The sequence below is a fragment of the Huintestinicola sp. genome (assembly GCF_050874005.1).
In the GTDB taxonomy this organism is placed as follows: Bacteria; Bacillota; Clostridia; order Oscillospirales; family Ruminococcaceae; genus Huintestinicola.
In genome coordinates this window covers 1-13,766 of sequence record NZ_JBNMJV010000025.1, presented here as the reverse complement: position 1 = coordinate 13,766, position 13,766 = coordinate 1, and the positions used below count along the sequence as shown (strand labels likewise).

General features: G+C 46.8%; 13 protein-coding genes. 5 read left to right on the top strand and 8 right to left on the bottom strand.

The window, feature by feature from the left end:
- Positions 1 to 6: 6 nt before the first annotated feature.
- On the top strand, positions 7 to 876 hold the full coding sequence (gpr, locus tag ACR0QN_RS09195; RefSeq protein WP_432650915.1) for a GPR endopeptidase: 870 nt from the start codon (positions 7 to 9) through the stop codon (positions 874 to 876).
- Between the two features lie 66 nt (positions 877 to 942).
- Here gpr and ACR0QN_RS09190 read toward each other — a convergent pair whose 3' ends face one another.
- Together ACR0QN_RS09190 and ACR0QN_RS09185 are read right to left on the bottom strand one after the other, a co-directional pair.
- Positions 943 to 1,722, bottom strand: a complete 780-nt coding sequence (locus tag ACR0QN_RS09190) for a hypothetical protein (protein WP_432650914.1) — start codon at positions 1,720 to 1,722, stop codon at positions 943 to 945.
- A gap of 51 nt (positions 1,723 to 1,773) precedes the next feature.
- Complete coding sequence (locus ACR0QN_RS09185; protein WP_432650913.1) at positions 1,774 to 3,330, bottom strand: NAD(P)H-hydrate dehydratase; 1,557 nt, start codon at positions 3,328 to 3,330, stop codon at positions 1,774 to 1,776.
- 97 nt (positions 3,331 to 3,427) lie between these two features.
- Between ACR0QN_RS09185 and ACR0QN_RS09180 the strand changes: the two genes are divergently transcribed.
- The gene (locus tag ACR0QN_RS09180) at positions 3,428 to 4,057 is read left to right on the top strand and encodes a hypothetical protein (RefSeq protein WP_432650912.1); all 630 of its coding nucleotides are present in this window, start codon (positions 3,428 to 3,430) and stop codon (positions 4,055 to 4,057) included.
- An 83-nt stretch (positions 4,058 to 4,140) separates the two neighbouring features.
- Here ACR0QN_RS09180 and ACR0QN_RS09175 read toward each other — a convergent pair whose 3' ends face one another.
- The 4 genes from ACR0QN_RS09175 to ACR0QN_RS09160 form a co-directional block, all read right to left on the bottom strand.
- Complete coding sequence (locus ACR0QN_RS09175; RefSeq protein ID WP_432650911.1) at positions 4,141 to 5,367, bottom strand: cation:proton antiporter; 1,227 nt, start codon at positions 5,365 to 5,367, stop codon at positions 4,141 to 4,143.
- The gene (locus tag ACR0QN_RS09170; RefSeq protein WP_432650910.1) at positions 5,354 to 5,986 is read right to left on the bottom strand and encodes a TetR/AcrR family transcriptional regulator; all 633 of its coding nucleotides are present in this window, start codon (positions 5,984 to 5,986) and stop codon (positions 5,354 to 5,356) included. The genes ACR0QN_RS09175 and ACR0QN_RS09170 overlap by 14 nt, the downstream gene beginning before the upstream one ends.
- A 161-nt stretch (positions 5,987 to 6,147) precedes the next feature.
- Positions 6,148 to 7,290, bottom strand: coding sequence for an ABC transporter ATP-binding protein (locus ACR0QN_RS09165; RefSeq protein WP_432650909.1), 1,143 nt, complete (start codon positions 7,288 to 7,290; stop codon positions 6,148 to 6,150).
- A 181-nt stretch (positions 7,291 to 7,471) separates the two neighbouring features.
- Positions 7,472 to 8,179 (bottom strand): pseudouridine synthase, encoded by a 708-nt coding sequence (locus ACR0QN_RS09160; protein WP_432650908.1) that lies wholly within the window; start codon positions 8,177 to 8,179, stop codon positions 7,472 to 7,474.
- A gap of 196 nt (positions 8,180 to 8,375) precedes the next feature.
- Here ACR0QN_RS09160 and ACR0QN_RS09155 point away from each other — a divergent pair, with 196 nt between their 5' ends.
- The 3 genes from ACR0QN_RS09155 to serS all read left to right on the top strand — a co-directional run bounded on the left by ACR0QN_RS09155 (position 8,376) and on the right by serS (position 10,987).
- Positions 8,376 to 8,885, top strand: a complete 510-nt coding sequence (locus ACR0QN_RS09155; protein WP_432650907.1) for a hypothetical protein — start codon at positions 8,376 to 8,378, stop codon at positions 8,883 to 8,885.
- Positions 8,876 to 9,535, top strand: coding sequence for a hypothetical protein (locus ACR0QN_RS09150; protein WP_432650906.1), 660 nt, complete (start codon positions 8,876 to 8,878; stop codon positions 9,533 to 9,535). Before ACR0QN_RS09155 ends, ACR0QN_RS09150 begins: the two co-directional genes overlap by 10 nt.
- Before the next feature lie 162 nt (positions 9,536 to 9,697).
- Positions 9,698 to 10,987 (top strand): serine--tRNA ligase, encoded by a 1,290-nt coding sequence (serS, locus tag ACR0QN_RS09145; protein ID WP_432650905.1) that lies wholly within the window; start codon positions 9,698 to 9,700, stop codon positions 10,985 to 10,987.
- A gap of 227 nt (positions 10,988 to 11,214) precedes the next feature.
- Here serS and ACR0QN_RS09140 read toward each other — a convergent pair whose 3' ends face one another.
- Positions 11,215 to 12,459 carry an HD-GYP domain-containing protein gene (locus tag ACR0QN_RS09140; protein WP_432650904.1) on the bottom strand — a complete coding sequence of 415 codons (1,245 nt, stop codon included), beginning with the start codon at positions 12,457 to 12,459 and terminating at the stop codon, positions 11,215 to 11,217.
- A 131-nt stretch (positions 12,460 to 12,590) separates the two neighbouring features.
- Positions 12,591 to 13,481, bottom strand: a complete 891-nt coding sequence (locus tag ACR0QN_RS09135; protein ID WP_432650903.1) for an AraC family transcriptional regulator — start codon at positions 13,479 to 13,481, stop codon at positions 12,591 to 12,593.
- Between the last annotated feature and the right edge of the window lie 285 nt (positions 13,482 to 13,766).

The following is a 13,766-nucleotide window of genomic DNA, read 5'->3' as shown; positions in this document are numbered from 1 at the left end:
AAAGAAATGAGCAGTTCAAAATATTCAAGGACAGATCTTGCGGTGGAGATGTTCGACCCCGATGCGGACAAGCTCCCCAAAGGGATAAAGCGGCGTATCAGAAAAAGCAGCGTTTGCGAGATAACCGAGATAATCGTGACCGATGACAGCGCAGGAATGAAAATTGGCAAGCCAAAGGGCAGATACATCACAATCGAGACCGACCGTCTTTCCGCTCACCCCGAGGATTTTGCGGAGCAGTCTCAGAACATTGCCAATGAGCTCAATGAGCTTATTCCCGACAAGCGGCATATCCTTGTGGCAGGCATCGGAAACGAGAGCATTACCCCCGACGCACTTGGTCCGAAAACGGCTCAGAGGGTCATCGCCACCCGTCACATTGCAGGGGATAATGTGGGGGCGGAGCTTGCAGAGCTTGACCTGAATATGGTCTCCGTTCTGTCAACAGGCGTTATGGGGCAGACGGGAATTGAGTCCTCGGAGCTTGTGAGGGCGGTGTGCGAGAAGATAAAGCCCACCTGCGTTATTGCAATTGACGCACTTGCCTGTATGGACATCTCCCGTCTCGGAACCACCATTCAGCTTTCGGACAGCGGCATTTCCCCCGGTGCGGGAGTGCAGAACCGCCGCAAGGAGCTTTCCCTCGAAACTCTCGGCATTCCCGTTATTGCGGTGGGCGTACCTACGGTGGTGGATATGCACAGCATCGTTCACAGCATTACAGGGGCGCCTCCCGACAAGCACCTGCCGAATATGATGGTCACTCCCCGTGACATTGACAAGATGATAGACCGCTCGGCTCATCTGCTTGCCTTTGCAATTAACCGTGCGGCTCAGCCTCAGCTTTCCGACGAGGATATTTTGTCGCTGATGTGATTGTTCCACGTGGAACATTTTAATGCCCTTGAACCATACTCAAAAGCTTCAAGGGCATTGCTGTTATTATTCCATTGTTGTTGTGGGAACTGTTGTATTCTCGGTCTGAGGTGCGGTTGTTTCCGATGCTGTGGTTTCGGATAATGATGTTTCGGAGCTTACTGTTGTGATGATGGGCGGTGCAGAGGTTTCGGATATTGCCGATGTAACGGTGGATTCCGAAACAGTCTCGGGGATCGTTGCAAGAGGTGCGGAGGTCGTTTCGCTTTCGGAGGGCGTTTCAATAGCCGTTTCGGTCTCGGTAAAGTTCGTAAACTGTGCGGTCATTTTCGGGGAGGCAAGCGCAAGGGAGGTAATAACGCCATTGCCGTCAAATACTGCGCTTACGCCGTCTGAGGTGTACACCCAGCCGCCCTCATTTCCCGAGGTAAGCTCCGCTCCGTTCTCAAAGGCTGCGGACATATTGTCAATAGCCGTAAAAAGGGCGTAAACAGGCGATTTCTGCGGCACATCTTCGGGTGCAAGGTCAAAGGATAACTCTCCGAGAGATGAGGAAAGATCTCCGTCGCAGGAGGTCATCTTCATTCCCGATATGGTTTCGGGCGAGGATATTTCAAGCTCCCAGAAGCCTGCCCCGAGCCGTTTTAAATTGCCCGAAAATGCAAATTCCGTCTCCTCGCTGCTGTCGCTGCCCGGAGGAATTATGCCCGCTGTAACGGTACATTCACAGGTAAATCCCCCGTCAAGCTTCGGCTGAGGTGAGGGGGCAAGGTCTGAGACCGAGCAGGCGGAAATTCCTGCGGCAATTATAATTGGTGTGAAAATTTTAAGAAAGCTGTGCTTCATAAATACGTTCCTTTCATCTGATAACAGATATTTTTCGGAACGCATTACGGTTTATCTGCCAAGCTTTTTGTATACTTCGGGCAGCATTTTTATGACGTCTGTGGGGAGCATTCCCGTCATAGAAAGCTTATCTGCTGCAGCGTCTGCTGCCAGTCCGAAAATGTAAACTCCTGCACAGGCTGCTTCAAAAAGAAGGTTTTTGTCCTCGAAAATGCCCTTGCTGTTTGCGGTAACAAGGCCCGAAATTATTCCGGTGAGCACATCTCCGCTGCCGCCCCGTGAAAGTCCGCCGTTGCCCGTATATGAAACTCTGACTTTTCCCTCGGGTGAGACGATATAGGTGGGATAACCCTTAGCGCATACCACCGCTCCCGTAAGCTCTGCAAGGCGCATTGCGGCTCCCTGCCTGTCCGCCAGGACTTCGGCAGAAGATATGCCAAGCAGCCGCCCCAGCTCTGCAGGGTGGGGTGTGAGGACAGCCTTCTCTGCGTTCCTGATAATATCTATGCAGCCTGCAAGACAGTTTAGACCATCTGCGTCAATGATAAGGGGAATATTTTTTTCGCCGCACAGCTTTACTATATTTTGAAGTATGAGTGTGGTGTCACTTGTTGCTCCCATTCCGCTGCCTATGGATATGCAGGTCATTTTTTCCGCCTCGGAAAGAAGCTTTGGTATATTATCCGCCGAAATATAGCCGCCTGGAGTGGGGGCAAGCTTACAGAATGTACACTCGTAAATTCCCGAGGCTGTACGGTCAATAACATCGGGAACGGAGGCAAGCCGAACAAGTCCTGCGCCGCTTCTGAGCGCTCCCGAGACGTTCATTGCTGCAGCTCCGCTCATTCCCTCGCTGCCTGCGATAATAAGGAGCTTTCCGAAATTGCCTTTGTGATCCTGCTCACCTCTTATGGGGACTGCCTTTGCCGCAAGGCTCATATCCATAAGCTCGCAAATGCCCTCAATGCTCTCAAAGCATTCCCCGTCAATGCCGATAGGGGCGGTCACTATCTCGCCGCAAAGCTTTTTTGCGGGAGAATGTAACATTCCCGTTTTGACTGTGCCGAATGTAACGGTCACATCACAGCAAAGGGTACCCTCGGAGCATTTTCCGCTTATGCTGTCAGCTCCCGATGGGATATCAACGGCTATTTTAAATGCATTTGAAACGGATAACCGCTTCATTGTATTTGATATGTTTTCGGGCAGTTCACCGTGAAAGCCCGTTCCGAAAACTGAGTCGGCTATGATATCATATTCTGCGGACAGGTCAGTCTCGGAAAGAGGAAGAATTGTAATATCATTAACGGACGTTATTTTTGAATATTCCTCGAAAGCAATTCCCTTGCAGGGCAGCTCTGCGGCAAGGGACACGGTGACAACGGCTCTTCTTTCGTTTAAGATCCTTGCAATAACAAAGCCGTCTCCGCCGTTGTTTCCCTTTCCGCAGAGTATGAGAGCCTTTTTGCCCGAAATATCAGGTATGCGCTTTAATATTTCATCTGCAGCGGCGGCTCCTGCATTTTCCATAAGCTGTAAATATGTGGTTCCCTTTGAAACGGCGTTTGCCTCCGCTGTTTTCATCTGTTCGGGTGTAGCTGTATACATAAAAAATTCTCCTTTTTTGGAAACAAAAAAATTAAGACTGCTTTAAGATAAGCTTAGTATAATTTCATTACAAAATCTGAAAAGAAAGGTGACTTTTATGAAAAAAATTTTATGCGCTCTTGCCTGCGTGCTTGCGCTTACCGCCTGCGGAAGTGCGGAAAATACCCCTGCGGCTGAGACCGTGACGGAAACATCAGCCAATACAGAAACTGCTTCCGAAACAGAAGCGGAGACGGTACATAATAACGATACGGAAAATGCTCCCCCGACAGAAGAAAAAAGAGAGTTCAAGGGAGATATTATCCGTGTGACCGCTGTGGACGGTGATGTTATAACGGGAGAGAAAATGTCGGGCGGAAGAGGATTCGGCGGCGGCAGACCCGATGGAAATGCTCCTTCCTCGGAAGGAGAAATGCCCGAAAAAGGTGACAGACCCGAGGGTGACCCCCCTGCTGTGCCCGAGGACGGAAGTTTGCCCGAAAGCGGCGAGAAGCCCGATGGCGACCCCCCTGCTATGCCCGAAAAGGGAGATAAAAATTTTGACGGTGAGCGTCCCGAGGGCGAGACTGTCACATTTACCATTACCGACAGCACGGTTATGGATACGGAAAGCATTTCCGTCGGAGATATGATAACCGCAGAGCTTAACGAGGACGGAACAGCCGCTTCGGTAAAGGCGGCGGATATGCCTGCTCATAAAGAGGACAATGCCGAAAGCGAACAATAAAAATCAGCCGTGAAGCCTTTACTATCACAGCTGACAGGCGCAGAGAAGAACGAGCTTCGAAGAAGATCAAGCTTCGAAGAAGATCAAGTTTCTTCTCTGTGTCCTTTTATTTCCCCTGCCATCTCAAAGCCCTTTTTGGCGGCAATGACCGCAATTATCTCGTTGATAACAGCGGCGGCGGCAATGGTTCCCTGAATTATCTGCACTCCCCCGTCGTCCGAGGCTGACAGCACCGAAACGGCTATGCCCGTAAATACAAGGGACACTCCCGAATGGGGAAGCAGGGTAAGGCCCAGATATTTCCGGACATTTTCGTCCGAGCCGGATATCTTTGCGCCGATACTTGCTCCGAAATATTTTCCTGCGGCTCTTGCGGCGATGTAGATAAATGTAAACAGCCCTGCGTTAAATATAGCGTGCCAGTCAAGAGGTGCGCCAAGGTTCAGTATTACTATTATCATAGATACGGCGAGTATAGGGTTAAAATCCTTTGTTATTTCCTCAAGTTTTTCGCCCGTTATCATATTTGAAAATGCGGCGGAATATGCCATTCCCATAAGCATAAAATTAAGAACGGGTGAGGGCATTAAATATTTGTTGCAGAGAAGTCCTATGACCGAGGTCACAAGTATTCCTAAAATGAGGACTGCGAGAGAGGAGAATTTTCCCGATGTTTTTCTGAGAAGAAAGCCTGTGGGTATTCCCACTGCAGCGCCTATTATGAGGGGCAGGAATATCATAACGGGTATCATATACATCGGCATTGCTCCCCCCGACAGCTGACGGGCTATTATGGAAATGGTGGTGAAAAATACCGCCACTCCCACGATATCATCAAGCGCTGCCATTGGTATAAGAGTTTTTGTGACGGGTCCGTTTGTCTTGAACTCATTTACGATGGAAAGTGCGGGAGCAGGCGCCGTTGCAAGGGCAATTCCGCCGAAAATAAAGGCGAGATAAGTCGGAACGCCCATAATCAGAAAGACGATGTAAAACACAAGGGTAACAAGGGCAAATGTGCCTAAAGACTGGGTAAGGGTGGTGACGATAAGTGCCCTGCCGCTGCGCTTTATTTTTTTCCACACAAGTTCTGTTCCGATCATAAGACCCACCGCACATTCGAGAATGTGTATAAGGGTCTGATATGCACTCATATTCATAAGCTCTTCGGATATTACCGAAAATGCGTGAGGACCTAAAACAATTCCCGTTATAAGCCAGCCAAGTATGGAGGGAAGTCTCAGCTTTGAGACAAGCTTTCCCACAATAAATGCAATTGCTATTGCGCCGAGCCATTTAAGTATTATCATAGCCGTCTCCTTTCAGAACGCCGTACAGCATATATTCAAAAAGCTGCGGAAGATTTTTTTCGTGTAGGAATATCATATCTTCGGGGGACTGATTATCCGAGCGGAAACAGGCTGCCGACTTTCTGCAGCAGTAAAGATTATACATATCCTGCATTAAAGCAAAATATCTGACGGCGCTGTCCGTATCAACGCCCGATCTCAGCTGCCCCTTGTCAATAATAGCCCGTATGCGCTCTGTATTCATCTCATCATAGACCTGCCGTATCTCACATATCTTATCCCTATGCTTTTCGGGAGGGTCTGTCAGGGCTTCAAGAACCATTGCAGCCTCGTTTTTCTTTTCGGCGAAAAACTCCGCTCTTGCCTTGAAATATGCATTGTAATCTCCTGCGCTCTCGTCTGCGGAAAGCCTTTCGGTCATTTCATCAAAGCATATCCTGAGACATTCGATATAAAGATCGTCCTTGCTGTGGAAATTGTGATAAATAAGCCCCTTAGGGATACCTGCGCCGCTGATATTGTTTATGGACGCCTGCTTATATCCCTTTGAGCCAAATTCGCATATCCCGGCGGCGATTATTTTTTCTCTTGTGAGCTTTGTTTTTTCTTCCTGCTTCATAGGTGTAGTATACCTCCGAAAGAATATTTTAAAAATAGACCTGCAAGTCTATTATATTAAATTAAACAGGAAATGTCAATAGCTGTGAGAAAATTCGGGAAATAAAAAACGAGCCTGCATAAAAATGCAGACCCGTTTTGAAAAGCTTATTATACTTTAAATCAGTTGATAACAGTCTTCTCGGTTTCCTTATCAAAGATGTGGATCTTGTTGGGATCGATAGCAACCTTGATAGTGTCCTGAGGACGAGCGGTAGATCTGGGATCAACACGAGCGGTAAGAGGAATACCCTCACAGTTGAGGTAAAGGTATGTCTCAGCACCCATCATTTCGGTGATCTCAACGTCAGCCTCGATAACGCCTGTCTTAGCTGCGGAGAGGAACATTTCCTCGTCGTGGATGTTCTCGGGACGGATACCCATAATGATCTCCTTGTCAACGAGCTCGGAAAGTGCGAGGTCGTCAACCTTAGCCTCGGGAACTTCAACGTAGTACTTCTTGCCTCTTGTGGTCTTGGTGTCCTCGGAGCCGAACTCTACTGTGTACTTGCCCTCGATCTTTCTGAGAACAGCGTCAACAAAGTTCATCTGAGGAGATCCCATAAATCCTGCAACGAACTGGTTTACAGGGTTTGTATAAAGGTTCTGAGGAGAATCTACCTGCTGAACGAAACCATCCTTCATAACTACGATACGGTCACCCATTGTCATAGCCTCTGTCTGGTCATGTGTTACGTAAATAAATGTAGTACCGAGCTTCTGGTGGAGCTTGGAGATCTCGGTTCTCATCTGAGCACGGAGCTTAGCGTCCAGGTTGGAAAGAGGCTCGTCGAGAAGGAATACCTGAGGCTCACGAACGATAGCACGGCCGAGAGCAACACGCTGTCTCTGACCACCGGAAAGAGCCTTGGGCTTTCTGCTGAGCAGGTGAGAGATATCGAGAATTCTTGCTGCTTCTTCAACCTTACGGGCGATCTCGTCCTTAGGTACCTTTCTGAGCTTCAGACCGAATGCCATATTCTCGAATACTGTCATATGAGGATACAGAGCGTAGTTCTGGAAAACCATCGCAATATCTCTGTCCTTAGGAGCAACGTCGTTTACAAGACGGTCGCCGATGTAAAGCTCGCCCTCGGAAATTTCCTCAAGACCTGCGATCATACGAAGTGTTGTAGATTTTCCGCAGCCTGAAGGACCTACGAGGATGATGAACTCCTTGTCTTTGATCTCAAGGTTTACGTCTGATACGGCAACAACGCCACCGGGATATTTCTTATAGATGCCTCTGAGTGATAAACTTGCCATTTAATGTGGACCTCCCTATTCAAAATGCTGCCGACCATTCTTGCAATACAATATCGGCTATATCTATATAATACCAAATTACTCACATAAATTTCAAGTCTCTTATTACCCAAAGTTATAAAAAGTTATTTATTAAGTTTGACGAAAATAAATCGTCCTTAAAATTGTTGTTGGTAATTTATTACTGTTTTGCATAAAGATTTGCCGCTTCTTTGTGCAAAATTTCTCTGCACTTTCCGAGGGGCAGATTCGGGTCAAGAGGTATGCCGCCTATGCGTATCCTGCGGAGAAATACGACCCTGTTGCCCACCGCCTCCATCATACGCTTTACCTGATGATATTTTCCCTCGCAGATGATAAGGCGGACTTTTTTTCTGTCCTCGGTAAAGATCATTTCCGCAGGCAGGCATTTTTCTCCCCCGTCAATGGTCATTCCCGAGGCAAATATCTCCTTGTAGCTTTCCTCCGCAGGCTTTTCGAGAGTTACCTCGTATTCCTTTTCAACGTGGCTTCTGGGGGATAACATTCTGTGAGCAAGTGCGCCGTCATCTGTGATGAACACAAAGCCCTCGGTGTCCTTATCGAGCCTCCCTGCGGGGAAAATTCCCTTCCTGCGAAGCTCGGGAGGGATAAGCTCAAGGACGGTGGGGCTCAGCTCGTCCTTTACGGCGCATACCGTTCCCGCAGGCTTATTGAGCATAATATATAAATGCTCCCTGTAAATTATGTGCTTTCCGCCGATGACAATATCATCTTTTTGCGGGTCAACGTGGACTTCGCCCGACCTGACAGGCTCTCCGTTCACGATTATCTGTCTTTTTTTAATCATAGCCTTGGCGTCCGCACGGGAGATACCCGTCTGCTCCGCCGCAAATTTATCTATTCTCATCTGCCTGCCCTTTCACCGTTTTTATGTGCATATTCACCCGTTTTATGATGTATATTTTAGCATATTTACGTATGCTTGTCAAACTCTGAGATTAAACTTGGATTAAAAAAGACTTATCCTCCTTGACAAAAGCATTTTTCCCGATTATGATAAAGTAATGCAAACCGATTTACATAATGAAACGGAGGAAGGAATTATGAGTCTGCTTATTGTAAACACGCTTCCCTGTGACGACCCCGAAGCTATTAAAGCTATTGATATACTCAGCAGAGAGTCGGAAGAATGCAAGGTTATTAACGCATATGAAATGAACATAAAGCCTTGTATCGGCTGCAATAACTGCTGGCTGAAAACTCCCGGGATATGCTCATTAAAGGACGGCTATGAGGAGCTTATAAAAGGTTATCTCAGGTATGACGAGACTGTATTTATATCGGGAACGGCACTTGATTTTGCAGATCACCGAATGAAAAATGTAATTGACAGGCTGCTTCCTCTTGCAACAATGTACACCCATTTTGTTGACGGACAATGCAGACACGTACCCAGATATGACAAGAAATTCCGCTTCGGACTGCTGTACAGCGGAAAGGCGGACGAAGAATATCTGAAGCTGTGGTTCGACAGGGTGACACTAAATTTCAGCGGTGAGAATATAGGCGTATTTCCCACTCACAAGGCAAAGGAGATGAGCTTATGCATTTAGTTATTATAAGCGGAGCGACAAGGGCAAAGCCAAAAAGCAACACCGCAAAAATTATCGATGCCTTTAAAACGGGCTTTGAGGAAAAGGGGAACACCTCGGAAGTGTGGTATCTTTCGGACAGAAGGCAGTGGGAAGGTGCGGCAAAGGCTTTTTCGGAGAATGAAAATATCCTCATTGCCCTGCCCCTTTACGTGGAAAACATTCCCGGGATACTGCTTGAGTTTTTGTCGGCTGTCCCACCAAAAACGGACGGGAAAACTACAATTTCTTTTATTGTTCAGGGCGGCTTTCCCGAAGGGTCACAAAGCCGCTGCTGCGAGAAATATCTTGAAACGCTGCCCGAAAAGCTGGGCTGCCGCTACGGGGGCACGCTTATCAAGGGGGATATGTTCGGACTGGGGCTTCTTGACGAAAAAAACAGGCGAAAGCTTCTTGAGCCGTTTATAAAAATAGGACGGTATTTTTCCGGAAAGGGTCATTTTGAGAAAAGCGTTTCGGACGAATTTGCCGCTCCCGAATATCTGCCCGAAAAGGAAATAAAAAGGTTCAACAGGTACGGGCATACCGTTCAGCGCTTGTTTATGGGACTTATGGCAAAAAAGCTGGGGTGCAGGGGCAAGCTTGACGCAAAGCCTTATGGGGACAGATAAATTCTGCACGGAATAATATTTCATTTTCAAAAAAATTCCGGAATTTTCCCTTGAAAAACCGTGACACATAAAATATTACCCTTGATTTTTTTCCCTTATATGTTATAATATAAATATGCGAGTCCAAAAAAGGGACAAAATAATACAAAGGAATGAAATGAAATGCTGGATATCAGATTTGTCAGGGAAAATCCCGACGCAGTAAAGGAAAATATAAAGAAGAAGTTTCAGGACGCAAAGCTTCCTCTGGTTGACGAGGTGATCGAGCTTGACGCACAGTCAAGAGCCGCTCAGCAGGAGGCTGACAAGCTGAGAGCCGACAGGAACCGTATCTCCAAGCAGATAGGCGCTCTTATGGCTCAGGGCAAAAAGGAAGAAGCTGAGGCTGCAAAGGCACAGGTCACCTCCTTCGGAAACCGTCTTTCCGAGCTTGAAGCTCAGGAGACCGAGCTTGCCGAGAAGATAAAGAAGATAATGATGACAATTCCCAACATTATCGACCCCTCCGTTCCCATAGGCAAGGACGACAGCGAGAATGTTGAGCTTGAGCGTTTCGGTGAGCCTTTTACTCCCGATTTTGAAATTCCCTACCACACCGATATTATGGAAAAGCTGGGGGGCATTGACCTTGACGCCGCAAGAAAGGTTGCAGGAAACGGTTTCTATTATCTTATGGGCGATATTGCCCGTCTCCACTCCGCTGTTACATCTTACGCAAGGGATTTTATGATAGACAAAGGATTTACCTACTGCATTCCTCCCTTTATGATAAGAAGCGGCGTTGTTACAGGCGTTATGAGCTTTGCGGAAATGGACGCTATGATGTATAAGATCGAGGGTGAGGACCTTTATCTTATCGGCACAAGCGAACATTCTATGATAGGCAAGTACATCGACACCATCGTTGACGAGGCTACTCTCCCCCACACCCTCACAAGCTATTCCCCCTGCTTCAGAAAGGAAAAGGGCGCTCACGGCATTGAGGAAAGAGGAGTTTACCGCATTCATCAGTTTGAAAAGCAGGAAATGATCGTTATCTCCAAGCCCGAGGAGAGTATGGAATGGTTCCACAAGATGTGGCACTATACTGTTGAGCTTTTCCGCTCAATGGACGTTCCCGTAAGAACTATCGAGTGCTGCTCAGGTGACCTGGCAGACCTCAAGGTCAAATCCTACGATGTTGAGGCGTGGAGCCCCCGTCAGCAGAAGTATTTCGAGGTAGGAAGCTGCTCCAACTTAGGCGACGCTCAGGCAAGACGTCTTGGTATCAGAGTCAAGGGCGCTGACGGAAAGAAATATTTCGCTCACACTCTCAACAACACCGTTGCGGCTCCTCCAAGAATGCTCATTGCTCTTCTTGAGAATAATCTCAACGAAGACGGTTCTATCAGAATTCCCAAGTCTCTCCAGCCGTATATGGGCGGAAAGACCGTTATTGAAGTAAAGCAGTAAGAACATCATACAACTTTTTTTATTTATTCTATGAAATGTTCCACGTGGAACAATAAAAATACCCCCGAAAATTCCAAAGTGAAATTTTCGGGGGATTATTTTTTTCAATTGTTCCACGTGGAACATTTTCTATGTTTCTCACAGACGCAGAATGATTTTACAGCTTTATTGATTTAATGATGCGACCTCGCTGCGGGGCGTCCCCCGCCCACGTGGAACATTAAATTTTATTTTGCGCATACATCGGGCTTATTGTGAGTAGCCTTACGTACATCCTCAATAGTTTCACGGATATTCAGAAAAGTTTCCGCAAGAACAGGGTCAAAGTCCCGTCCGCTTCCTTCGGAAATGATATTAAAGCACTCCTCAAGGGGCATTGCGTCACGATAGCAGCGCTTTTCAGATACAGCGTCAAATACGTCTGCCACAGCCATTATCCTTGCGGAAAGGGGGATATCCGTTCCCGATAGTCCTTCGGGATAGCCCCTGCCGTTCCATTTTTCGTGATGATAGCGTGCCACCTCGTATGCCATCTGTTTATAATTTTCATCGGCTGAACCCGAGAATATCTCCTTTAGTATCTCACTGCCCTTTGCGGAGTGTGACTTCATTATATCAAATTCCTCATCGGTGAGCTTTCCCGGCTTGCAGAGGATACTGTCGGGAATGGATATCTTTCCGATATCGTGAAGCGGAGCCACCATTGCAAGACACTCGATAAATTCATCGGTGATGATATCGCTGTACTGTCCCGTCCGCTGCAGCTCACGGGAGAGAAGCTCGGCATAGATGCTGGTTCTTTTGATATGACCGCCCGTATTTTCGTCACGGTTTTCAACTAAAGTTGCAAAGCCGCATATCATTTCCTGATTGTGGGAAAGGAGCTGCTCGTAATTATCGGCGTCCTCGCTCAGCAGCTTTGATGTCCTTTTTGTGAGCAGAAGGAGCAGTGCCGCAAAGCTTAAAAGCGTTAACATTCTGGGCAGAACACCGAATATCACAAGTCTATTTAAGGTCTGAAAATTATGGTCATTATTCCGACCTATGTAAAATGCGATAAACTGCCCTGCGGCGGTAACTATTAGGGTTCCTGCCGTTGACAGCTTTGTAAGCTTCTGTGAAAAATAAAGACCCGCTATGGCTATGGGAAATGCATATACCACCACAACGTGATATGTGAGGGTCGATGTTATCACAAGCAGGAAAAGGTCGGCAAACATCACATACAGATATTTGAGATACTTTGCCGATGTTCCGCAAAGCTTATTCAGAAGCTTCGGAAGCAGCAGGAGTACGGCGCTTATGAAGTAAGCCGCAGTCATTACGGGTCTGTCGATTATAAATATCCCTGCCACATTCAGAATGTAGATAACAGTAAAAATGGCAAAGGTCAACAGCATAACATTTGCGGCTGTGCGGTTTGCGTCCTCTTCGTTTCGTTTTATTATTCTGCTCAGGGTCGCATTGCTCATCTATCTCATCTCCAAAAAATATGTTGGAATAATTATACCATATTCTACAATATTCGTCAACAAATTTCCCGGCTCCTATAAAACAAACTCACGTGAACAAGACTGTCACGTGAGTTTTATCATATCATATATTACTTTTTCCTCTTAACAGGCACCCATATCGCACTTTCATAATCAGCAACACTTCCGTCGCCCTCCGAGTACCACTCGATATTTGCTCCGAATGCAATGTCAAAATCGGGATTTCCGGGGAGCCATTCACGGAATATCCTTGTATTCACCGACTGAAGCGCACCGGGCATAGGACCTACACACTTAAACTTTGCCCATTGCGTCTCGGGAAACTCATACACCGTCATTCCCTCGGGTACATCTCCGCCCTTGTACTCACCTGCAATGATGTATCTGAATTTGCCGCCGCCAATGTCGTCTATGCACACGCCGTACAAGCCTATGCCGTTATCTGCTATTGCCTTTTCCTCGGCAGTTTCGGGGGCTTTTTTGAAAAGAGGCGCTATCTTTTCTGCCATTATCTCGTCCCAGAACTTTGGAATTTCTGCATAGGAATTATCCTCCGAAAAATAACGCTCATAACCGATGACCTTAAATCCGCTAATTTTTTCAACTATCATATCCATACTGTTTCCTCCTTGAATCACCACTTGAATTTTAAGAGGGAGAAATGTTCTCAGCTTGTGTGGGTCTTTCCGCAGACCCGACGGAGTTACGCCGTGAAACCGTGTGAACGCCTTCGTAAAACTCTCGGGGGTGTCGTAGCCGTATTTCAGAGCAATATCAATGACCTTTTCGTCCCTGCCGCCGAGAATATCCAGCGCTGAAAGATAAAGTCTGCGGCAGCGGATATATTCGCCCATTGAATACCCTGTCATAAGCTTGAAGCCACGCTCAAGATAAAAGGGTGAGATGTTCACCGATTTTGCTGCGTCCTCGGGAGATATGTCTTCTGTAAGACCATTCTCCATAAAATCAATTGCCCGTCTCAGGCTTTCCGTCCAGTCCATTTCCTCGCCTCCTGCAGTTATGATAACATATGTAAGTGTTTTTGTCCTGTCAGTTTCTGCCTTGTTTTGTCCGATATATTATCCGGTAAATTTATTTTACCTTATATTTATTCTTGTGTCAATCAAAAAAGCCGCTTAGTGTTCATAATGATATAATCCCCTTAGAGTAGACACTCGAAAAAACAAAAATTTCGAGACTACACTAAGGGGGTAATTTTATGCCAAGAAGAAGTCATAAGAACAAGAAGTATTCAACAGAACTAAAGCTGAAAGCGGTAAAAGAAT